Genomic DNA, 22395 nt, shown 5'->3' on the forward strand with positions numbered 1-22395 from the left:
TGCAAGCCTGGCCCCGTGGGTTCACTCATCCCCCCTGGGGATCACGATTCCAAAGGGATACGGTGCACCACCCCGGCAAGGCCCAGTTCACCACCTCCGGCGCGCGCGGGTTCGCCGATGTCGACACCTGGGTGTTCGACCTCGACAACACCCTCTATCCGAGCGACGCCCGGGTCTGGCCGCAGGTCGACGAGCGGATCACGCTCTACGTCATGGGGCTCTATGGGCTCGACGGGCTCTCGGCCCGCGCCCTGCAGAAACATTTCTACCACACCTACGGCACGACCCTGAAAGCCCTCATGGTCGAGGCGGATATCGATCCCCACGAGTTCCTCGACTTCGCCCACGACATCGACCATTCGGCGATCAAGCTCGACAAGGGCCTCGGCGACGCCATCGAGCAGCTGCCGGGGCGCAAGCTGATCCTGACCAACGGGTCGCGCCGGCACGCCGAGAACGTGGCGGCCAAGCTCGGGATCCTCGACCATTTCGAGGACGTATTCGACATCGCCGCCGCCGATTTCGTGCCGAAGCCCGAGCGGTCGACCTACGAGCGGTTCCTGCACGCGCACGGCGTCGAGCCGACCCGCGCGGCCCTGTTCGAGGACATCGCCCGCAACCTCGCCGTGCCGCACGACCTTGGCATGGCGACGGTCCTGGTGGTGCCCAAGATCGCCGATCCCTACCGGGAGGCGTTCGAGCAGGAGGCGGTGCGCGAGGCGCATATCGATCACATCACGGACGATCTGGCGGCCTTCCTATCCGGCTGCGTGCTGCCCGAGGCCGGCGCGGTGCCGGCCTGACGGCGCCAAGCGCGGCGCGGCTCTCATCGGCAATCGACAAGGCGGTGGCGATCCTGTAGAGAGCCGGCCAACTCACAACAGGATCGCCGAAATCCTGGTGCCCGCCGCCCATGAGGGGCAGCGCGGCGCAACGGCCGGAGCTTTGTCATGAACATCATCGAGCAGCTGGAGCGCGAGGAAGTCGCGCGCCTCGCCAAGACCATTCCCGATTTCGAGCCGGGCGACACGCTCATCGTCAACGTTCGCGTGAAGGAAGGCGAGCGCACCCGCGTCCAGGCCTACGAGGGCGTCTGCATCGGCCGCCAGGGCGGCGGCCTCAACGAGAGCTTCACGGTCCGCAAGATCTCCTACGGCGAGGGCGTGGAGCGCGTCTTCCCGGTGCATTCCCCCATGATCGATTCGATCAAGGTGGTCCGCCGGGGCAAGGTGCGCCGCGCCAAGCTATACTACCTGCGCGACCGCCGCGGGAAGTCGGCCCGCATCGTCGAGCGCACCGACCGCTACAAGGCCAAGGACAACGCGGGCAAGGACAACGCGGGCAAGGGCACCCCGGCCGAGGCGCCCGCCGCCGCCGAGTGATCGACGCACGGCCGGCCTCGCCGCGCCGGCGCCATATCGCGGCCCGCTCCGATTGCTCGGGGCGGGTTTTTCTTTGGGTGCCGCGCGCCGTCACGCCGCCCGCGGGCGGCGGCGCGCGAACAGCCAGGGCAGGACGCAGGCCGCCGAGACGGCGATCGAGAGGGCGTAGGCCAGGATCGGATCGACCTGCCCGAGCGTCAGGTGAACGCAGATGTAGAAGGCGAGCACGCCGAACGCGCCCTGGGCACTGCCGCGCACCACCTCGAGCGAGGCGCCGACCCCGTCCTGCAGACGGGCGAAGACGATGAGCGGCCAGGAGATGATCGGGATCGGCGCCAGGACGCCGCTCAGGCCCGACCCGAGGCGGGGCGCCAGGGTCGAGACCAGCAGGACCAGGGCGGTGGCCGCCGCCAGCCGGGCCGGCATGTCCCAGCGCGGGGGTCGCGCATCGCGGACCGGCGCGGCGGCCTCGGGGGCCGGCCGGCACAGGGCGATGACGGCCGCCATCGCCGGGAGGTCGATCACTGTCGCGAGCCACAGGCCCGGCCGGACGAGCCCGTGCAGCAGGGCGCCCCCCAGCACGAAGGCCGCCAGGGCGAGGGCGACGGCCGCGACGGCGCCGATCCGCCGAGCGCAGAGAACGTAGGCCAGGTAGCAGGCCGTCACCGCCCCCAGCCCCTCCACCGACCCGACGGCGGCATCGGCGGCGAAGCGCTCGCCCTGCTCGGCGGCAAGGTAGATCGAGATCGGCGCCGAGGTGAGCGGCAGGCCGGAGAGCAGGCCGCCGACGAGGCTGCCCCAGCGGCGCGCCGCCGCCGACACGGCCCACATCAGCGTCGGGGTGACAAAGATCTTGGCGGCGATCAGGCTCATGGCCGGCGCCGCTCAGGCCGCTTCGGGCGGCCCGTCGTCGTCCGGCGCGCCGGGCGAGTTGAGGATGTCGTCCAGTTCGTCGACCAGCCGGTCGATCTGATCCTCTGTGGCGAGCACCTTGAGGATCTCGCCGGTCTCCGTCTCCACGGCCAGCTCGATATGCGGCCCGACCCGGGCGGTGAGGATCCGGGCCAGGATCTTGATGGCACTCATGCGATTGTCCCCTCCGCGGCAATGAGGCCGACCGCCGCCGCCGGCCCACAGGTCGAGATCCCGTCACGCGGCCCGGCGATCCGGTCGCCCAGCAGGTCCACGAGCGGGACGGAGGCGCGTCCGAGCCGATCCGCCAGGCGGGCCCCCAGGAAGGCGCCGGCGCCGCACGGGATCAGGGGCGCCCGCGCGTCCATGTCCGGCCGGCCGAGCAGGAGCGCGGCCGCATCGTGCAGCAGGCGCAGCTGCGCCTCCGCGAAATGCCCCGCCAATGCGGCCCAGGCCGGCGCGGGGGCCTCGGTCCGGTCGCGCCCGACGATCCGGGCGAGCCGGGTCTCGCTCTCGGCCACGGACTTGCCCTTGCGGTCGCCGCTCGCCTGCTGGTCGGCTCCCCCGGGGAGCAGGCCGAGGATCCGGTAGGCATCCGCCATGTGGGCGAAGGTCTCGGTCATCAGCCGGGTCCGGCGGCCGCCGAAGGGCGCGTGGTCGGCGAGCGCGACCACCGGCGTGCGCACGATGCCGGTATAGACGAGTTCCGATGTCGCCAGACGTTCCGCATCGCTGTAGCCCGCGGCGGCCGGGCGGCCACCCACGATCGGGATGAGGTCGGTGGTGGTGGAGCCGATATCGACCAGAAGGGCGTCCGGGGCGATCCGCCCGGCGAGCGCCGCGGTGGCGTGCCAGTTGGCTGAGGCCACGTCGGCGGCGCGTTCAGCCGCCGCCTCCGGGGCGACGAAGCCGGACCGGCCGGCATAGATCCGCACAATCCCGGCGAGATGCGCCCCGGCCCATCCGGAGAGCGCCGCCACGCCCTCCCGCCGGTCGGCGAAGCAATCGGTCAATTCCCCCGTCATGGTGACGGCGTGCGCGGCCTCGCCGCGCGCCCAGTCCGGCAGGGCCGCGAGCGCCTGCGCCAGGGCCGGCAGACCCTGCCAGAGCGGGCACGGAACCTGGGCGGCGGCCACGACGCGTCCGGCCTCCACCAGAGCGGCCTTGACGTGAACCCCGCCGAGGTCCCACCCGATTGTCCTGGGGGATGGTGAGCGCATGGGACCGCGATGAACGCCTCGATGGACCACAGGATCGGGCGCCCCGGCTTCGCGGTGATCCCGGTGCTCGACCTCCGGGGCGGCCGCGTCGTGCGGGCGCGCCGGGGCGAGCGCTCCTCCTATGCCCCGATCGAGACGCCCTTGGCAAAGGGATCCGCACCCGAAGCGGTGGCACGCGGGCTCCTCGACGCGTGGCCGGCCGCGACCCTCTACGTCGCCGATCTCGACGCGATCATCGATCGTGCCGCCCCCGATCTCCGCGCCCTGACGGCGATCGCCCGCGCCTGCCCGGGCACCGCCCTGTGGGTGGATGCCGGCTTCGCCGAGCCCGCCGGCCTGGACGCGTTCCTGGCCTCCGGCCTCGGGCGTCCAGTGATCGGCAGCGAGAGCCAGACGGATGCCGGCCTGGTGACCCGGCTCGGGGACCGGGCGGTGTTCTCCCTCGACACGCGCGGCGCCGACCGGCTCGGGCCCCCGGCGCTCCACGACGATCCGTCGCTGTGGCCGCCGGAGGTGATCGCCATGACCCTGGCCCAGGTCGGGGCCGGGGCCGGTCCCGACCTCGCGTCCCTCGGCGCCCTGCGGGCGCGGGCGCCGGAAACCCGCCTCTACGCGGCCGGCGGCGTCCGCGGCCCGGACGATGTGCGGGCGCTGCGCGCGGCCGGGATCGCCGGGGCGCTGGTCGCCTCCGCGCTCCACGACGGCACCCTGTCCCGGGCCACGGCGCCGGATCTCGCCTGACGCTTCCGACCAGCCCCCGCGGCTGCTAAAGCCGCCGCCAGGGAACAACCGTCACGAGATCTTCAGCCGATGGAAAAATTCACGACCCTGGAGGGCGTCGCGGCGCCCGTGCGGACGATCAACGTCGATACCGACCGGATCATCCCGGCGAAGTACCTGAAGACGATCCGACGGACGGGGCTCGGCAAAAGCCTGTTCGCCGAGATGCGCTACCGCGAGGACGGCTCCGAGAACCCGGACTTCGTGCTGAACAAGCCCGCCTACCGGAACACGAAGATCCTGGTCTGCGGCGACAATTTCGGCTGCGGCTCCTCCCGGGAGCACGCGCCCTGGGCGCTGGCCGATTTCGGCATCCGCTGCGTGATCTCCACGAGCTTCGCGGACATCTTCTTCAACAACTGCGCCAAGAACGGCATCCTGGCGATCGTGGTCGCCCCGGAGGACCTGGAGAAGCTGTTCGCGGATGCCGAGCGCGGCGCGAACGCCACGCTGTCGGTGGACCTCGAAGCCCAGACCATCAAGGGACCGGACGGCGGCACCCTGCATTTCGACATCGACGCCGGCCGCAAGCACAATCTCCTGAACGGCCTCGACGAGATCGGCCTGACCCTCGCGCGCGGCGCCGCGATCGACGCCTACGAGCAGAGGCTCGCCCAGCGGGACTGGGCCTGATTGGGCCGGGCCGGACCTCGCCCCTTTAGGGAAGGTCCGGCATCCCGTTACGCCGCCTTCACGTCGGCCAGGAAGGTGGCGACCGCCCGGCCGAGGTCGTTGGAGTATCGCGAGAGGCCCTGCGCCGCGCCGAGAACCTGGGTTGCCGCGGAGCCGGTCTCGCCGGCGGCCCGCTTGACGTCGACGATGTTGCTGGTGACCTGCTCGGTCCCCGACGCGGCCTCCTGAACGTTGCGCGCGATCTCCTGAGTCGCCGCGCCCTGCTGCTCCATGGCGGCTGCGATCGCGGTCGAGCCGTCGGCGATCTCGCCGACGGTCCGGGCGACCGACCGGATCGCGTGGACCGCCTGGCCGGTCGCCGCCTGGATCTCGGCGATCTGTGCGCTGATCTCGTCGGTGGCGCGGGTGGTCTGCGCGGCGAGTTCCTTCACCTCGGTGGCCACGACGGCGAAGCCGCGCCCCGCATCGCCGGCCCGGGCCGCCTCGATCGTGGCGTTGAGCGCGAGCAGATTCGTCTGGCCGGCTATATTCGAGATCAGGGCGATCACGCCGCCGATCTTCTCCGCGGTTTCGGCCAGACTCTTGACGGCCCCGTCCGTCTGAACCGCCTCGTGGGCCGCCCGGCCGGCGGCCTGGGCCGCACGGGAGACCTGGCCGTTGATCTCCCGGATCGAGATCGACAGCTCTTCCGTGGCCGCCGCGACCGTGTTGACGTTCGACGAGGCCTGCTCGGCGGCACTCGCCACCGCCAGCGCCTGAACGTCGGTCTGCTCCGCGACGCCGCTCATCGAGCGGGCGGTCGCCTCGAGTTCCGTGGCGGCGCCCGCCAGCGCCTGCGTCAGGCTGGAGACCTCGGTCTCGAAACGCTGGACCGTGGCGTCCAGATGGAGGGCCCGACGGGCCTTGGCCTCGGACTCTTCCACGGCTGCGGCGTCACTCGCCCGCTTGGCGATGAGCGCCTGCCTGAACACCTCGACGGCCGTGGCCATGCGGCCGATCTCGTCGCGCCGCCCCCGATGCGGCACGGCCACGTCGAAGTTGTCGCGGGTCATTTCACCCATCACGTCGGTCATCTGGCGCGTCGGGACGGCGATCAGCCGGGTGAGCAGCCAAGCGCACGCAGCCGCGCTGCTGAGCAGGGCCAGGATGGTAATCAGCGTCGTCAGGTATGAGGTCGAGAACGCGTCGGCCGCATCGGCCTGACGTGTCTTCAGCAGGGCGCGCTCCGTCGCATCGATCTCGTCGACCAGGGTCCGGATGCCGTCCATGAACGCCTTGCCGACGCCGCTGGTCAGGAGGGCGCGGGCAGCAGCCTGCGTGTCGGCCTGCGCCATCATGGCGATCTCCGGCTCGGCGACCTCGGACTGCCACCGTTGGGCCAGGGCTTCGATCTGCCCGATACGGTGCTGCTGGGCCGGGTTGTCCACCGTCAGGGTCCGGATCCGCTCCGCGGCGACCGCGAAGGCTTTGGCACCGGCCTCGTAGGGGGCGAGGAACTTGCGGTCCCCGGCCACCAGATAGCCGCGCACCCCGGTCTCGCGATCCACCATGCTGCTGATCAGATGATCGTTCACGTTCAACACGTCATAGGTATGCTCGGACCATCCGGTGGTTTTGTTTATGAAAGTCAGTTTGTTGTAATTTATAAATCCACCCACAATATTGATGAATATCAGCACCAAAAAGCAAACAATAATCTTCTTCGCGATCGACATGTCAGAAATGCGCATCATCACCTCCCCCAGCATCGAGCCGGCATGATACGCGACAGAGATTAGAAAGCCACTAATTTGCCTTCAAAAATGTACCAGCTATACTTCGAGAACTGATTTTACCATGAAGATGAGTATCGGTCACTTCCAGAAGCCACACCGGTCGCAACAACGACCTGATGAGATCCGCGGCGAAGTGGCCAACAGCACAATCTGCTGTCGATACTTCAATTTCCGCCGCGCAGCTCCCGGCGCAGGGCGCGTGGATCCGGGCCTATGCCTGCGACAGGTCGCAGCGCAGCACGGCGGCGCAGGCGACCTGACAGCCCGTCTCTCCAGGTGCCGAGCGGGCGCGGCGATCGATGGCCGGCGCGGCGCGGTGTCAGGCCGATCTCCCGGACCACCCGCTCTCGGCCGGCCCCTCCGCTAACGCGTCGTTAACCCTCGTGCTGCCTGATTCGGCCGCTAGACGACGGGCGACACACGGGAACGCCAGGATGCGGAATCAGTCCCTCGGGTCGGGCGTCGCGCTCGGATTCGGCCTCCTCTGCGCGGGCGCCGCGAGCCTGCCGGCCCGCGCCGATTTCGACAGCTGCGTGGCCGGCATCCAGGCCCAGGCGGCCGCCGCCGGCGTCTCGGCGCAGACCTTCCAGGCGGCCACGCGCGGCATCAGCTTCGACGACAAGGTGATCGAACTCTCGCAGGCGCAGCCCGAGTTCAAGACGCCGATCTGGGACTACATGGCGGCCTTGGTCGACGACGAGCGGGTCGAGGACGGGCGCGCGGCCATGCGGCAGAACGCGGCCGCCCTGGCCCAGGCGGAGGCGCGCTACGGGGTCGACCGCTACACGATCGCGGCCGTCTGGGGTGTCGAGTCGAATTTCGGCAAGAACCTCGGCAAGATGCCGCTGGTGCAGTCCCTGGCGACCCTGGCCTGCTCGAACAACCGCCGCCGCGACTTCTTCCGGGGCGAGCTGATCGCCACCCTGCGGATCATCGAGCGCGGCGACATCGCGCCGGAGCGGCTGACCGGCTCCTGGGCGGGGGCCTTCGGCCAGACGCAGTTCATGCCGACAACCTATCACCGCCTCGCCGTCGACGGCGACGGCGACGGGCGACGCGACGTGGTCGATTCGGTGGCCGATGCGGTCGGCTCGACGGCGAACTTCCTGCACGTGGCCAAGTGGCAGCACGGCCAGGTCTGGGGCTACGAGGTCAAGCTGCCCCGCGGCTTCAACGTCGCCTCCGCCGGGCGCAGAAACAAGAAGCCAATCGCCCATTGGGCGTCCCTCGGCGTGACCCGTATGGACGGCCACCCGCTCTCGGGCGAGGGGCCGGCCGGGATCATCGCGCCGGCCGGAATCGACGGGCCGGCCTTCCTGGTCACGAAAAACTTCGACGCGATCTACTCGTACAACGCCGCCGAATCCTACGGCCTCGCCATCGCGGTCCTGTCCGACCGGCTGCGCGGCAAGACCGGTGTCCAGGCGCCCTGGCCGACCGACGATCCGCCCCTGTCCCGCGCGGAGCGGCGCGATCTCCAGACCCGCCTGGCCGCCCGCGGCTACGATGTCGGCGAGCCGGACGGCAAGGTCGGCCAGAAGACCCGAGACGCGATCAAGGATGTCGAGCGCAAGCTCGGGATGCCCCAGACGGGCCGCCCCGGCGGCAAGGTCCTGGAAGCGCTGCGCAGCAGCTGACCGGGTTCCGGCGCCGCCATAGCGCGGGCCGATGCCTCTCTGAACGCGCCACCTCGGCGGTGATCGCCGCGCCGCCACGGCGCCCCCAAGCCACGGCCGCGGCGCGGGAGCCGCAATTCATCCCCGACCCCTCACGGGCCTTCGCCCGGCCTGCACCCCACGGCCAGGACGTCGCCGGTCCGTCGACCGCCATGAACCGGGAGCCGCGCCGGTGTCTCGCCGGCCCGGCGAACCGCTCAGCAAAAAGGCCGCCGCGGGATGCCGCGGCGGCCTTTCGCATTGAGCAATGCCCCGTCGCTCAGGCGGCGGTGCGCTTGCGGGCTTCCTGCTTGGTGTCCACGCCAGCCGCTTTGATCTCGGACAGCTTCTGCGCGACGTTGCGCGAGAAGACGAACTCGGCCGGGCGCTGGTTCTCCAGGCTGACCTCCGGGGCCATGGCGCCGTCGGTCTTGATGCCGCGGATCGCGTGCACCAGCGGCTTCCAGGGCTTGCGGACCGAATCGACCACCGAGGATGCCTCGTAGCCCGAATGGACCATGCAGTCGGCGCACTTCTCGTAATTGCCGGTGCCGTAGGCGTCCCAGTCGGTCTCGTCCATCAGCTCCTTGAAGGTCGCCGCGTAGCCCTCGCCGAGCAGGTAGCAGGGCTTCTGCCAACCGAAGACGGTGCGGGTCGGGTTGCCCCACGGGGTGCAGTGATAGGTCTGGTTGCCGGCCAGGAAGTCCAGGAACAGGCCCGACTGCTGGAAGGTCCACTTCTCGCGGCCCTTCTCCTTGCCGTGCCGGAACACGCCGCGGAACAGGTCCTTGGTCGCCTTGCGGTTCAGGAAGTGCTTCTGGTCGGGGGCGCGCTCGTAGGCGTAGCCCGGGGAGACGGTGATGCCGTCGATGCCCATCCGGGTCACGCTGTCGAAGAAGTCGGCGATCTTCTCGGGCTGCGAATTGTTGAAGAAGGTGCAGTTGATGGTGACGCGGAAGCCCATCTCCTTGGCCTTGGCGATCGCCGCCACGGCCTTGTCGTAGACGCCGCGCTGGCACACCGACTGGTCGTGCATCTCCTTGTCGCCGTCCAGATGGATCGACCAGGTGAAGTACGGGCTCGGCTTGTACTCCTTGATCTTCTTCTCGAGGAGCAGCGCGTTGGTGCAGACGATCGCAAACTTCTTCTGGGCGATGATGCCCTCGACGATCTGCGGCAGATCCTTGTGCAGGAGCGGCTCGCCGCCGGCGATCACCACCACGGGGGCACCGCACTCGCGCACCGATTCGAGCGCGTCGGCCACCGGCAGGCGCTTGTTCAGGATCTCATCCGGGTAATCGATCTTGCCGCAGCCGGCGCAGGCGAGATTGCAGCGGAACAGCGGCTCCATCATCATCACCAGCGGGTAGCGCTTGCGACCCGTCAGGTGCTGTTTCAGGATGTAGCCGCCGATCTTCGCGACGTACCGGAGGGGGATACCCAAGATTGCGGCTCCTTCACTTCGTCGGCCCAGGGGCGATCGGGGTGCTTAACACGAAAAAAATCGCGATTTCCAGCGATCTAGCTTGGAACTAATCTCAATCGACCCCGTTTCGGCGGGGTCATGACATCTTATTCTGCGCCTGACGCAACGGCGCCACATGGGCCGCGCACGCCAGATCCGTGGGCGAGGACTGCCCGCCCTTGAGGACAGCACGTGCATTGCGTCGGCAATGCGACCGGGGACGCGCGATTTCGATCGCATCGGCGCCATTTCCGTGCGCTAACGCACATATCCTCCGTACGGACCGCGGCAGGGCGGCCGCGTTGCAATCTGGCATCGCGCTCTTTACTGAGCCTCGTGGCGGCGATGCAAGCCGTGGCCGACGGCGAACGGCCGCGCCACGGTCCATATCGGCCAGGCTCGGCGTGCGCATGCGTGTTGCACGGCTGGGGCGGACCGTGTGGCGTTCCGCGAACCCGGTGCGCGTTCGAACGGATCGCGGGGCGGTCGGCATGCGGGCTCTGCGCCGCGCCGGTCCCCGGGATTCCGAAGAGCTGGATGGCAAGTTCCGGGCGCGCCGGGGGTGCGTCCGAGGCGAACAGGCAGGGTGCTCGTGATCGAAAGTCTCGTCGCGTTCTCGGTGCGGTATCGGTGGATCGTGATCGCCCTGGTGGCGCTCGTCACGGTCGCGAGCGGCGGCGTCGCGGCGCATCTGTTTCGAATCAACACCGATGTCGAGCGGCTGATCGATCCGAAGGAGCCCTGGCGCCAGGACGAGATCAACTTCGAGCAGGCCTTCCCGCAGCGCACCAACACCATCGTGGCGGTGATCAACGGCGCGACGCCCGAAATCACCGAAGAGGCGGCCGCCAACCTCGCCAAGGCGCTCACCGCCCACAAGAACCTGATCGAGACCGTCTACCGGCCCGACGGCGGCCCGTTCTTCGACAAGAACGGCCTGCTGCTGATGTCTCAGGCCGAACTCGACAAGACCCTCGAGGCGCTCACCCAGCAGCAGGGCCTGCTCGGGCCGCTCGCCGCCGATCCGTCCCTGCGGGGCGTGATGCGGGTCCTGTCCCTCGGCGCACGCGGGGTGAAGACCGGCGACGCCAAGCTGGAGGATCTCGAGAAGCCCATGGGGCAGATCGACGCCACCCTTCAGCAGGTGCTGGCGGGCAAGCCGGCGCGCATGTCGTGGCAGGAGCTGCTGGCGAACGGCCAGAGCAGCGTCACCGACAAGATGAAGTTCGTCTTCATCCAGCCGGTCCTGGATTTCAACGCCCTGGAGCCCGGCTATCAGGCGACCAAGCTGATCCGGAACGTCGCCCAGGATCTCAAGATCGACGGCGAGCACGGGCTGCGGATGCGGCTCACCGGCACGGTGGCGGTGGCGGACGAGGAATTCGCCACCCTGTCGGAGGATGCCGGCGTCAACAACAGCATCATCGTGGGCGCGATCGTGCTGTTCCTGTGGCTGGCCTTGCGCTCCGGCAAGCTCGTCGGCGCGGTGCTGATCACCACCTTCGCGGGCCTCATCGTCACCGCCGCCCTCGGCCTGATCATGGTCAAGGAGCTGAACCCGATCTCGGTGGCCTTCGCGGCCCTGTTCGTCGGCCTCGGCATCGATTTCGGCATCCAGTTCTCGGTGCGCTACCGGGCGGACCGCTACGAGCAGCCGACCTTGCAGAGCGCGATCCGCGCCGCCGCCCGCGGGGTCGGCTGGTCGCTGACCCTGGCCGCCGTGTCGCTGGTGGCGGGCTTCTTCGCCTTCCTGCCGACCGCCTTCCGCGGTGTCTCCGAACTGGGGCTCATCGCCGGCGTCGGCATGGTCGTGGCCTTCCTGTTCGCACTGACGCTGCTGCCGGCGCTGATCGCGGTGTTCGAGCCCAAGGGCGAGAAGGCGGCGGTGCAGACCTCGTGGCTCGTTGGTGTCGATCCCTGGATCATCCGCCACCGCAAGCCGATCCTGATCGCCGTCGGTCTGGTGACCCTGGCGGGCGCGCCCCTGCTCTGGCACCTGCCCTTCGATTCCAACCCGATGCACCTGCGCAGCACGAAGACGGAATCCATCGCCACCTATCTGGACTTGATCAAGAACCCCGAGACCAGCCCGAACCTCATCGACGTCCTGGCTCCGAGCGTGGAGGCGGTGCCGGCGCTCTCGCAGAAGTTGGCGGCCCTGCCGGTGACGGCGTCGGTCAACAGCGTCGACACCTTCGTGCCCCGGGATCAGGACAAGAAGCTCGCGGCGATCGCCGACACAGCGCAGCTCCTCGACCCGGTGCTGAACCCGGGCCGCAGGCCGCCGCCGCCGAGCGATGCCGACAACGTCAAGGCGCTCAAGGATGCCGCCACGGCGCTGAACGGCGTCGCCGGGGACGCGAAGGGCGACGCCAAGGGTGCGGGGGCGGCCAAGCAGCTCGCCGGCACGCTGGACAAGCTCGCCGCCGGCCCGGTGCCGCTGCGCGAGGCGGCCTCGGTCGCCCTGACGAAGGACCTCGGTCCGCTGCTGGCCCGGCTGCGCGACCTGCTCCATCCGGAAAAGATCACGCTCGACAACCTGCCGCCGCAGCTGAAGGCCGACTGGGTCGCGGCGGACGGGCGCGCCCGCATCGAGGTCCATCCCAAGGGTGATTCCAACGACGACGAGGTGCTGCGCACCTTCTCGGACGAGGTGCTGAAGGTCGCGCCTCATGCCACCGGCGCGCCCGTGGCGACGACGCAATCGACCTACACGATCCTGGGCGCCTTCGTGCAGGCGGCCGTGACCGCTTTCGTGCTGATCTTCGTCATCCTGTCGGTGGCCCTGCGCAAGCCCTGGGACGTGGCGATGACGCTGGGCCCGCTGGTGATCGCGACCCTGTGGACGCTGATGGCCCTGCGCATCATCGGCATGCCGCTGAACTTCGCCAACATCATCGCCCTGCCGCTGATGCTCGCGGTCGGCGTCGCCTTCCACATCTACTACGTCATCGCCTGGCGGGCGGGGGTGACCGACATGCTGGCCTCCAGCCTGACCCGGGCGATTTTCTTCTCGGCGCTCACGACCGGCAGCGCCTTCGGCTCCCTGGTCCTGTCGAGCCATCCGGGCACGGCCAGCATGGGCAAGCTGCTGGCCTTGTCGCTGTTCTTCACCCTGATCGCGGCGTTCTTCGTGGTGCCTGCAACGCTGGGCGAGCCGCCGGCGCAGCCCGACGAGGACCGGCCCGAGGCGGAGAAGGCGGTCGGCGCGGCTTTGCGCAAGAGCACGGCGCGCCAGGATCCGGTGCCGGCCAAATAGGCGCCCCGCTCAGAGGGCCTTCTCGAAGAAAAGGTCGGGCTAGGGATCGTCGTTGAAGCGCGCGGTCCCCACCCGGCCCGCTTTGCGACAGGGCGCCAGGGCCGCCGGCAGGGCGCTGTCGGTGTGGAGGCGCGGCACCGCGATCGAGGGTTCCCGGACGATGGGGTCGATCCAGGGTTACTTCACCTAAGCGGTCGAGCCTCCATTGCCCTTCGGGCCGACGCATCCGCCGGGCAACCCGTCCATCATGGTGGGCAGGACTACGCCGCGCCACTGGACCTTCGCCTCCGGCCCAGAACCGTGCGTCGCGGGCGCCGACATCCGCGGCGACGGCACGAGCGAAGCGGCTCGATAAGTGGTCACCCCAAAAAGTCCGAAAACCCGCCCCTGAGCGCGCCCGACACATCGGCAGCTGCTCGGGAGGCAGGTTCGATCAGCGCATCGCGCTCGGCGGCGTAGAGGTAACCCGGCGCCTCGCCCGGAAAACCGCCGGTCGTGGCCGGGTGGGTATAGAGCTCGGTCAGGCCATCCGGAAGGTGGGCCAGGAGCGCCGCCACCCGCGGCGGGGTCATCGCACCGGACCAGGCGAGACCGAGGGTCCGATCGGGGATCAGCAGGCCGGCCTGGCGGGCGCGCACGGCGAGCAGGGCCGCCCAGGGGGCGATGTCGAGGGCCGCCCGGGGCCGGGCGCCGGGCTCGGCCCGGCGCAGCAGCTCGCGGGGCTCACGAGGCACCCGGATCGACCGCATGCCGTAGCCGCGGCCGATGCGCAGCACGGCGCCGGCGATCAGCGGGTGGACGTGGAAGTGCTTGTGGGCGTTGACGTGGTCGAGGGGCAGGCCGGTGGCCTGGTAGGCCTCGAACTGCGCCGTGATCTCGGCGGCGAGTTGGCGCCGTGCTGCGGGTTTGCGGGCAAGGTCGAGGCCGACCCGAGCCATGTCGGCGCGCATCAGCCCGGCGGCATCGGTCAGGTCGGGGAGTTGCGCCGCCGGCAAAGTCGGCCAAGCTTCGACCAGGACGAGGTGCAGCCCGACCCGCAGGGACGGCATCCGCTTCGCACGGGCCACGGCATCGGCGGCCGCCGGCGCCGAGACCATCAGGCTCGCCGCGGTGAGGATCCCGTCGCGATGGGCCTGCTCGACGGCCTCGTTGACCTCGGGGCTCAGCCCGAAATCGTCCGCGGTGACGACCAGACGCTTCACAACAACCTCGTTACGGGAGTCGATGGGTCCGGGGCAGAGCCCCGGACCCCTGACGTCACGCCGCCTTGGCGGTACCCTGACGCTCCTTGAGGAAGCGGTAGAACTCCACGCCCTCGCGCAGGCGGCGCTTCATCATGTCGGGCGAGCGCACCATCTCGCTGACGATCGAGGCGATCTTCGGCGCCCGGAAGTAGAACTTCTTGTAGAACTCTTCCACCGAGGTGAAGATCTCGGTGTGCGACAGGTGCGGGTAGTGCAGCGGCGCGACCTGCACGCCGTTCTCGTCGACGAGCTCGGCGTTCTCGATGTCGAGCCAGCCGTTCTCCACCGCCTGCTTGTACAGGAAGGTGCCCGGGTAAGGGGCGGCCAGCGAGACCTGGATCGTGTGCGGGTTGATCCGCTTGGCGAAGGCGATCGTCTCCTGGATCGTCTCCTTGGTCTCGCCCGGAAGGCCGAGGATGAAGGTGCCGTGGATGGCGATGCCGAGCTCGTGGCAATCCTGGGTGAATTTTTCCGCGACCTCGACGCGCATGCCCTTCTTGATGTTGTGCAGGATGGCCTGGTTGCCGGACTCGTAGCCGACGAGCAGCAGGCGCAGGCCGTTCTCCTTGAGCACCTTCAGGGTCTCGCGCGGAACGTTCGCCTTGGCGTTGCACGACCAGGTCACGCCGAGCTTGCCGAGTTCCCGGGCGATCTCCTCCGCACGCGGGAGGTTGTCGGTGAAGGTGTCGTCGTCGAAGAAGAACTCCTTGGTCTGCGGGAACTCCTTCAGGCAGTACTTGATCTCCTCGATCACGTGGGCGACCGAGCGGGTGCGGTAGGTGTGCCCGCCGACCGTCTGCGGCCACAGGCAGAAGGTGCAGCGGCTCTTGCAGCCCCGGCCCGAATAGAACGAGATGTAGGGGTGCTTCAGGTAGCCGATGAAGTACTTCTCCATCTCCAGGTCGCGCTTGTAGACGCTGGTGACGAAGGGCAGCTGGTCCATATCGGTCATGATCTCGCGGTCCTCGTTGTGGACCACGACACCGTTGGCATCGCGATAGGACAGGCCCTTGATCTCCGCCATCGGAACGCCGTCGGCGACTTCCTTGACGGTGAAGTCGAACTCGTTGCGGGCGCAGAAATCCACCACCGGGGCCTGGGCCATGGCGCCGGCGGCATCGACCGCGACCTTGGCGCCGATCAGGCCGGCGATCAGCTTCGGATTGGCGGCCTTCAGCGCCTCGATCGTCTTCACGTCGGACTTGAACGATGGCACCGAGGTGTGGAGCACGACGAGGTCGAAATCGTTGGCCTGGGCCACGATCTCGGGGAGCTTGATGTTGTGCGGCGGCGCGTCGATCAGCTTCGAGTTCGGCACCAGGGCGGCCGGCTGGGCCAGCCAGGTCGGGTACCAGAACGACTTGATCTCGCGCTTGGCCTGGTAGCGGGAGCCGGCACCGCCATCGAAACCGTCGAAGGTGGGGGCCTGGAGGAAGAGCGTGCGCATGGGGTTCAAGGCCTCAGGGCGTTGCCGGGGGAGGGCGGGAGTCGCGGGAGCCGGAATCAGCGGGTGGGTGCGCCGGCATCGCGGCCGAGTTCGGAATCCGGGATCAGGGTACCGTCCGCAACCACGTGATAATCGTGACCTTTCCATGTCACCGCCCCCGACACGAAGGCCCAGGAGAAGTTCAAGAAGGAAAGGATGTCGCGGATCGGCAACAGTCCGTAGGGGTGCGGGGCGAGGCCAAAGGCGCGCTCCAGCTGCCGGCAGAGCAAGACCCGCCCGGCCAAGGCGAGGCCCGCGACGACCAGCGCGCCGCCCCCCCCGCCGGGCAGCAGGGCGCCCAGCACGGCGAGCGGGAAGGCATGGGTGACGATCGAACCAGCATAGCCCGCCGGATCGACGGTGCGGATGGTCCGGTTCCAGCGCAGCTCGTGGCGCCAGAGGCCGGCCAGATCGGTATCGACGCTGGTATGGCCGATGGTGAAGCTCGGGATCACCACCCGGCCGCCGAGACCACGCAGGGCCGCGCCGATCGCGTAATCGTCGGCGAGGTCGTCGCGGAAGCTGCGGAACCCGCCCAGCGCCTCGAGGCTCGCCCGGGTGAAGGCGACGGTGGAGCCGAAGCAGGGCTTCGCCAAGCCCAGGCTCAACCCCATCACGACGTTGGGCAGGAACTGGACATCGATCGCCAGCGTCGAGAGCCGGTCGTACAGCCCCCGGAAGGCCGGCACCCCGTGATACAGGCAGGTGACGCCCGAGACGCCCGCCTGGGACAGTTCGGCGACCAGGCGCTCCAGGTAGTCGGGCCGGACCACCATGTCGCTATCGGCCAGCACCACCACGTCGTGGGCGATCCGCTCGGCCATGTTGATCAGGTTGGAGACCTTGCGGTTCGAACCGTGCTGGCGGCCGTCGATCACGAGGTCGATGCGGGCCTCGGGATAGGCCTGCTTCAGCTGTTCTACCACGCCGATTGCGGGATCGGTGGCCCTCTGGACGCCGAACACCACCTGGACCGGGCCGGCGTAATCCTGAAGCAGGACCGTTTCGAGGTTCTCGTAGAGGTTCGGCTCCAGGCCGCAGAGCGGCTTGAGCACGGTCACGGAGGGGCGCGGCGCGCCGGACACCAGGACCGGCACGGCCCGCGCCGCGTAGCGGCCGGCACAATAGGCGGCCGCCAGCCCGTAGAGGCAGCCCGCCGCCGCCAGGATCAGGCAGAGCAGCGAGAGCCACGAGGAGGCGAGCAACGCCAGGGAGGAGAGATCCATCCAATCGGGTCCGTGCGATCGTCCCGCCGCCTCAAGCGACGATGGCCGCGAACGGCCGGTTCAGGTCGGCCCAGCCGTCTATGCAGCTTGCGGCCTCGGCAGTCACGGCGTCGGCAATCACGGGGTCGGCTTGGCGGCGAGCATGCCGTCGGCGCGCTGGCGCAGGAACTTCACGGCGCCGTCCGCGCCCCCCGTCTTCAGGGGGCCCGAGAGCGCGGTGCGCTGGGCCGCGATCTCGCTCACGTCGCCGTTGAGCAGGACGTCCTGGATGCGGTTTCCGGCGTTGACGACGAAATCGACCTCGGAATCGTCCCCGTCCGCCGCGGTGACGCGGGTCGCCACGACCCGCTGGGCGCCGCGCTCCTCGACCTTCGGGGTCACGTCGAACTTGCCGCCGGCGGCGCGTGCGAGGCGGTTTGCGTAGGTGACGGTCAGGCTGCGCTTGAACGCGTCGGTGACCGCCGCCTGCTGCTCCGGGGTGAAGCTCGCCCATTTCGAGCCGACCGCGACGCGGGCCATGGCGGGGAAGTCGAAAGCCTTGTCCATCGCCGGCCCCACGGCCTCGACCCGCGCGGGCAGGGGGCCGGGGCCGTCCTTCAGGGCGGCGGTGAAGGCGGCGTAGAGGTCGCGCACCGTTTGAACGGCGGGATCGTCCGCGGCCCATGACGGGGCCGGGACGAAGACGAGCACGGCCAGAAGGGCCGCGACCGGGGCGGCGAAGCGGGCGGCGGCGATCCGGCGGGTCAGGCGCACTTCTTCAACTCCTCGCCGTCGCCGAGACGCGTCCCCATGCGGGGCGGAGCGTAGCTGTAGAACGGACCGAGCGTGGCCGGCTGCAGCACCCGCTGGGCCACGCGTCCGGTCTCCGCCTCGGCCTGGGGATCCCCGTCCTCCGGCGCCTCGACGCGCTGCCGGGCCTCGATCCGGTGCCAGAGCAGGAGGCTCGGTAGGCCGACGCCGAGATCGGCGAAGCGCTTGACCAGCGACAGGGCGAGCGCCGCCTCGACGGGGATGTCGAACAGGCCGCACAGGGCGATCAGTCCCCCCTCCTGCGCGCCCAGCGCCCCCGGCACCGCGAAGGCCGCACCGCGCACCGCCTGGGCGAGGCTCTCGATCATCAGCGCCTGCGCGAAGTCGATCTGATAGCCCATGAAGCGCAGGCAGACATAGACCTCCAGGGTCCCGATCACCCAGCCGGCGAAGTGGATCACCAGCGCGGCGGCGAAGCGACCGTGGTTGCCGTAGAGCCGGCGCAGGCTGTCATAGAGCTGGTCGATCGCGCCGAAGGCGCGCCATTCGCGGCCGGAGGCGAAGCGGCTGAGCAGCCCCTGGATTAGGCGATGGCCGGCCCGGCGCTGGATCAGGTAGAAGGCGCCCAGCGCCGGCACTGCCAGGGCGAGGCCGCCCGCCACCGTCCGGGCGATCGGCCCGTCACCGCAGATCATGACCAGCAGGACGAGGCCGACCACGGTGAACAGGAGCTGGGTCAGCGCCTGCGTCATCAGGTCCACGAACATGCTGGCGCCGGCGAGCGCCCCCGGGACGCCGCGCTTGGACAGGAGGCGCGCCCCGATGAAGTCGCCGCCGACGGTGGCCACGGGCAACAGCGTGTTGATGCCCTCGCGCACGAAGCGCAGCGAGACGCAATCGGCGAGCCGGACGGTGCCCGCCGGGAACACGACGTGCCAGCCGAGGCCCGCCCAGGCGACGGCCACGATACGGGCCAACACCACCAGGGCAGCCCCCCAGCCGGCGCTCACGACGGCGGCCGACACGTCCTCGAGACCCGAGGACATGAACAGGCCGACGACCGTGCAGAGACCGGCGATCGAGGCCAAGGTCGTCAGGCGCTTCATGGTCTACTTTCAAGCTCGCAAAAGGCTTGATGCGGGAAATCAGCCACGGTCGCGGCAGAAATAGGTCCGCCAGACCAAGAACGTTTCTGTCACGTTGCAGCACGGATGACCGCTGTCTATCACCCGTTTGACACAGTAGGGGCCAAAGCGGCGCGGGGTCAGAGAGCCTACGCATAAGGCCGCGGCACGTCGCAGAAGGGGCACATGTCATGGAGCGGGAAGCACCGATCACGGCCATGGAGGCCGTGACCGCGGAGACGCATGCCGATGGCCTTCCGGGCAGGACGGGACCGGGCGTGCCGGCTCCCCAATCGCCGGTGATGGCCTGGAACGAGTGGGACCCGCTGGAGGAGGTGATCGTCGGCTCCCTGGACGGCGCCACGATCCCGACCCACCACCTCACGGTGATCTTCAACCTGCCGCGCGCCGCGCAGCCGTTCTACCGGCTGGCGAGCGGCTGGAAGTATCCGAAGTTCATGAAGAAGCTGGCCCAGGCCGAGCTCGACAACTTCATCACGATCCTGGCCGGCGAGGGCGTGAAGGTCCGCCGTCCCGACACGGTGGACTTCTCGAAGAAGTTCAAGGCACCGCGCTGGTCGTCCCGGGGCTTCTGCGTGGCCTGCCCGCGCGACCCGTACCTCGTCATCGGCGACGAGATCATCGAGAGCCCGATGTGCTGGCGCTCGCGCTACTTCGAGGGCGACGCCTACCGCTCGCTGTTCAAGGAGTATTTTCGCAATGGCGCCCGCTGGACCTCCGCGCCGCGGCCGCAGCTGACCGACGACCTCTACAATTACGATTACCGGGTGCCGAACCTGAAGGCCGGCGAGCCCATGCAGTTCACCGTCAACGAGTTCGAGCCGGTCTTCGACGCGGCCGACTTCGTGCGCTGCGGCCGCGACCTGTTCGTGACCCGCTCGAACGTGACCAACCTGATGGGCATCGAGTGGCTGCGCCGCCACCTCGGCCCGGGCTTCCGCATCCACGAGATCGAGAGCCGCTGCCCGCAGCCGATGCACATCGACTCGTCGTTCATGCCGCTGGCCCCCGGCAAGGTGCTGGTGAACCCGGACTACGTCGACGTCGAGAAGCTGCCGGCCGTGCTCAAGACATGGGACGTGCTGATCGCGCCCCGCCCCGACCCAGTCGAGGGTTTCATGAGCAAGATCTCGATGTGCTCGCCCTGGACCTCGATCAACGTCCTAGCGATCACCGAGAAGAAGATTGTCGTCGACCAGAGCCAGCCGACGCTGATCAAGGCGCTCAAGGATTGGGGCTTCGACCCGATCCCGGCGCCGTTCCTGAGCTACGGCCCGTTCGGCGGCTCGTTCCACTGCGCGACCCTCGACGTCCGCCGCCGCGGCGTGCTGAAGTCGTACTTCTAGCCGTACCGCCCCGCCGCAGCGTCCGGATTTGCAAATCGGGTTTTGTATCGCTCCGGCTGGACTTCAGACCCCGCTCCAGAGATGACACGCGCCCTCCCTCCCCCCTCTGCGGGGGAGGGAGACGCGATTGTGTCCGGCCGCTGCCCTCTAGCGTCGATGATGTGTGCATCCGGTAGCCCGCAGGGGAGAGGGACGCGGCGCGGTCTACGACAGCACTTGTACCTCAAACCTGTGTGGCCCTTAGCCCCGGCGGGGAGGAGCTGGAGGTGGGGGTGGCGCCGGCTGGAGCGGTGCGAGGCCGCCTGCACCACCCCTGACCCCTCACCGCAATCCCGGGCAAGCCCGGGATCGCCAGGGGAGCGGAATAACGCCACGTTGTCAGAGGGCTAAGCCTCGGACAGTGTCGTGGAGATTTGGCAGCCGCCGCGGGGAGGGGCGGCCCCGGCTCAACGCGCCGCGATCCCCTCGATCAGCGCCCGGTTGAAGCCTTCGGGGTCGGACATCTGCGGCGCATGGCCGAGATCGGGAAACTCCACGAGGCGCGCCCCCGGGATCGCCCGGGCGGCCGCCTTGCCGAGTTCGGGATAATGGCCGAGCTGCGCCCGCACCTCCGGCGGCGCGAGATCCTTGCCGATGGCCGTGTTATCCCTCTGGCCGATCATCAGCAGGGTCGGCACTGCGATCTGCGGGAACCGGTACACCACCGGCTCGGTGACGATCATGTCGTAGAGCAGCGCCGAATCCCAGGCGACCGCCTCCTTGCCGGGACCGGCATTGAGGCCGGCCAGCATCGTCACCCAGGGCTCGTAGCGGGCGTCCCATCGTCCGGCATAGTAGGTCGCGGTCTCGTAGGCGCGGATCGACTCCGCGCTGGTCTTCAGCTCGCGTTGGTACCAGCGCTCCAGGGAGATCGGCGGGAGGCCCTTGGCGCTCCAATCCTCCAGGCCGACCGGGTTGACCAGGACGAGCTGGGCAACCTCCTTCGGATACAGCAGGGCGTAGTGTGCGGCGAGCATGCCGCCCGTCGAGTGGCCGACCAGGATCGGGTGCTCGATCCCCAGCGATGCCAGCAGCGCGTGCGTGTTCTCGGCGAGCTGGCGGAAGGTGAACTGATAGGCCGCCGGCTTGCTCGATTTGCAGAAGCCGATTTGGTCCGGGGCGATCACCCGGTAGCCGGCCGCGGTCAGTGCCCGGATCTGGCTCTCCCACGTGGCGGCGCAGAAATTCTTGCCGTGGAGCAGCACCGCGGTCTGGCCGTTCGGTGTTTCGGCCGGCACGTCGAGATAGCCCATCTGGAGCGGCTGGCGCTGGGATGCGAACGGGAAGCGCCGCACGGGCAAGGGATAGTCGAAGCCTTCGAGTTCCGGGCCGTAGGCCGGGGCGGCGACGGGAGCCGCTGCTCCGGCAAGAACTGTCGGCACGAGGACGATAGCGGCGAGAAGGGGTCGGAGCATGGGTGGCCTCGGAGCCTGTGTGCGCGCGGCGCGGGACGCCGCGCAGCCTGCACAGATCGGGCATCCGAACGGACCTGTCTACGCATCGAGCCCGGAGCCGTCACCGCTCCGGTTCGACCGCGCCGGCCGCCGGGAGGGGGACCGCGCCGTCCCCGCCGTTCCACCTCACGCCGAGGCCGGCCGCGACGCCTCGGCCCTATCGCCCTTGATGTACCAGTCTTCGGAGATCGAGAACGTCTTGAATCTATGCTCGTACCCGTTGCGCGCCATCAGGGCGCCGAGCTCTTCACGTTGCTGCGCGTCACCGCTCGCGATGCTCACCATCGTGACGGCGCGCTCGGAGAAATCGAAGTGATTCAGGACGTCGAGGGTGTCGTCCTCGGCGCTGATGCACATGTAATCGATCGTGGCCGGCGCCTCCGCCGCTTGCAGGAAGCTGCGAAGCGTGACGGTCTCGACCTCGTGCCGCCGACCGCCACGCCGCGTGCCGGTCGGGACACCGGCTCCCGGTGATCCGGCGGCGGCTTGCTCCTCCGAACCGTCCGGGTCGTTGAACAGCATCTTCAAGCCATCCTCCGTGTAGACGAACTTGTTCGCGACGTAGCAATTCCGTCTGCTACGCAGTTGGTCGTACCGGCTACGCGCCGGTTCCGCGATCGCGCC

18 protein-coding genes and 1 pseudogene are annotated in these 22395 nt (G+C 69.2%); 7 read left to right on the forward strand and 12 right to left on the reverse strand.

Translation table 11 applies throughout. The features are described 5' to 3' along the window. The first annotated feature begins 62 nt into the window (after positions 1–62). A complete protein-coding gene (locus tag MKK69_RS30145; RefSeq protein ID WP_243973849.1) occupies positions 63–803 on the forward strand; it encodes a pyrimidine 5'-nucleotidase in 741 nt (246 codons plus the stop codon). A 147-nt stretch (positions 804–950) separates the two neighbouring features. Then, positions 951–1382, forward strand: coding sequence for a 50S ribosomal protein L19 (gene rplS / locus MKK69_RS30150; RefSeq protein ID WP_243973850.1), 432 nt, complete (start codon positions 951–953; stop codon positions 1380–1382). Positions 1383–1472: 90 nt separating this feature from the next. Here the strand turns inward: rplS and MKK69_RS30155 are convergent, their stop codons facing one another. Genes MKK69_RS30155 through MKK69_RS30165 form a run of 3 tightly spaced genes read right to left on the reverse strand, consistent with a single transcriptional unit; the run spans position 1473 to position 3514 of the window. Further along, entirely contained in the window at positions 1473–2255 is a 783-nt protein-coding gene (locus MKK69_RS30155) for a hypothetical protein (protein ID WP_243973851.1), read from the reverse strand. Positions 2256–2267: 12 nt separating this feature from the next. Beyond that, the gene (locus tag MKK69_RS30160) at positions 2268–2468 is read right to left on the reverse strand and encodes a hypothetical protein (protein ID WP_243973852.1); all 201 of its coding nucleotides are present in this window, start codon (positions 2466–2468) and stop codon (positions 2268–2270) included. After that, entirely contained in the window at positions 2465–3514 is a 1050-nt protein-coding gene (locus tag MKK69_RS30165) for a hydantoinase/oxoprolinase family protein (RefSeq protein WP_243973853.1), read from the reverse strand. The genes MKK69_RS30160 and MKK69_RS30165 overlap by 4 nt, the downstream gene beginning before the upstream one ends. A 9-nt stretch (positions 3515–3523) precedes the next feature. Here MKK69_RS30165 and MKK69_RS30170 point away from each other — a divergent pair, with 9 nt between their 5' ends. Beyond that, positions 3524–4255, forward strand: a complete 732-nt coding sequence (locus tag MKK69_RS30170; RefSeq protein WP_243973854.1) for a HisA/HisF-related TIM barrel protein — start codon at positions 3524–3526, stop codon at positions 4253–4255. A 69-nt stretch (positions 4256–4324) separates the two neighbouring features. Next, positions 4325–4927, forward strand: coding sequence for a 3-isopropylmalate dehydratase small subunit (gene leuD, locus MKK69_RS30175; RefSeq protein ID WP_243973855.1), 603 nt, complete (start codon positions 4325–4327; stop codon positions 4925–4927). 47 nt (positions 4928–4974) lie between these two features. Here leuD and MKK69_RS30180 read toward each other — a convergent pair whose 3' ends face one another. Beyond that, positions 4975–6675: a methyl-accepting chemotaxis protein gene (locus tag MKK69_RS30180; protein ID WP_313900896.1), complete on the reverse strand. Its 1701-nt coding sequence runs from the start codon at positions 6673–6675 to the stop codon at positions 4975–4977. A gap of 461 nt (positions 6676–7136) precedes the next feature. Here MKK69_RS30180 and MKK69_RS30185 point away from each other — a divergent pair, with 461 nt between their 5' ends. Beyond that, positions 7137–8339 carry a lytic murein transglycosylase gene (locus MKK69_RS30185; RefSeq protein ID WP_243973857.1) on the forward strand — a complete coding sequence of 401 codons (1203 nt, stop codon included), beginning with the start codon at positions 7137–7139 and terminating at the stop codon, positions 8337–8339. 298 nt (positions 8340–8637) lie between these two features. Here MKK69_RS30185 and hpnH read toward each other — a convergent pair whose 3' ends face one another. After that, a complete protein-coding gene (hpnH, locus tag MKK69_RS30190; RefSeq protein ID WP_243973858.1) occupies positions 8638–9801 on the reverse strand; it encodes an adenosyl-hopene transferase HpnH in 1164 nt (387 codons plus the stop codon). A gap of 613 nt (positions 9802–10414) precedes the next feature. Between hpnH and MKK69_RS30195 the strand changes: the two genes are divergently transcribed. Then, complete coding sequence (locus MKK69_RS30195; protein ID WP_243973866.1) at positions 10415–13081, forward strand: MMPL family transporter; 2667 nt, start codon at positions 10415–10417, stop codon at positions 13079–13081. Between the two features lie 359 nt (positions 13082–13440). Here MKK69_RS30195 and hpnK read toward each other — a convergent pair whose 3' ends face one another. The 5 genes from hpnK to MKK69_RS30220 form a co-directional block, all read right to left on the reverse strand. Then, positions 13441–14283 (reverse strand): hopanoid biosynthesis-associated protein HpnK, encoded by an 843-nt coding sequence (hpnK, locus tag MKK69_RS30200; protein WP_243973859.1) that lies wholly within the window; start codon positions 14281–14283, stop codon positions 13441–13443. A gap of 55 nt (positions 14284–14338) precedes the next feature. Then, positions 14339–15772, reverse strand: coding sequence for a hopanoid biosynthesis associated radical SAM protein HpnJ (gene hpnJ / locus MKK69_RS30205; RefSeq protein WP_243973860.1), 1434 nt, complete (start codon positions 15770–15772; stop codon positions 14339–14341). Between the two features lie 56 nt (positions 15773–15828). Next, positions 15829–17037 carry a bacteriohopanetetrol glucosamine biosynthesis glycosyltransferase HpnI gene (gene hpnI / locus MKK69_RS30210; protein WP_243973861.1) on the reverse strand — a complete coding sequence of 403 codons (1209 nt, stop codon included), beginning with the start codon at positions 17035–17037 and terminating at the stop codon, positions 15829–15831. Positions 17038–17154: 117 nt separating this feature from the next. Beyond that, positions 17155–17790, reverse strand: a complete 636-nt coding sequence (locus MKK69_RS30215; RefSeq protein WP_243973862.1) for a phospholipid-binding protein MlaC — start codon at positions 17788–17790, stop codon at positions 17155–17157. Continuing rightward, the gene (locus MKK69_RS30220) at positions 17781–18893 is read right to left on the reverse strand and encodes a flippase-like domain-containing protein (RefSeq protein ID WP_243973863.1); all 1113 of its coding nucleotides are present in this window, start codon (positions 18891–18893) and stop codon (positions 17781–17783) included. The genes MKK69_RS30215 and MKK69_RS30220 overlap by 10 nt, the downstream gene beginning before the upstream one ends. Positions 18894–19102: 209 nt before the next feature. Here MKK69_RS30220 and MKK69_RS30225 point away from each other — a divergent pair, with 209 nt between their 5' ends. Beyond that, positions 19103–20278: an amidinotransferase gene (locus MKK69_RS30225; protein WP_243973864.1), complete on the forward strand. Its 1176-nt coding sequence runs from the start codon at positions 19103–19105 to the stop codon at positions 20276–20278. Positions 20279–20724: 446 nt separating this feature from the next. On the opposite strand, the gene MKK69_RS30230 is transcribed toward MKK69_RS30225, so the two are convergent. Beyond that, a complete protein-coding gene (locus tag MKK69_RS30230) occupies positions 20725–21732 on the reverse strand; it encodes an alpha/beta fold hydrolase (protein WP_243973865.1) in 1008 nt (335 codons plus the stop codon). 165 nt (positions 21733–21897) lie between these two features. Further along, a pseudogene (locus MKK69_RS30235) lies at positions 21898–22395 on the reverse strand (hypothetical protein); the annotation flags it as partial.

The organism is Methylobacterium sp. J-026 (assembly GCF_022829585.1).
Taxonomy (GTDB): domain Bacteria; phylum Pseudomonadota; class Alphaproteobacteria; order Rhizobiales; family Beijerinckiaceae; genus Methylobacterium.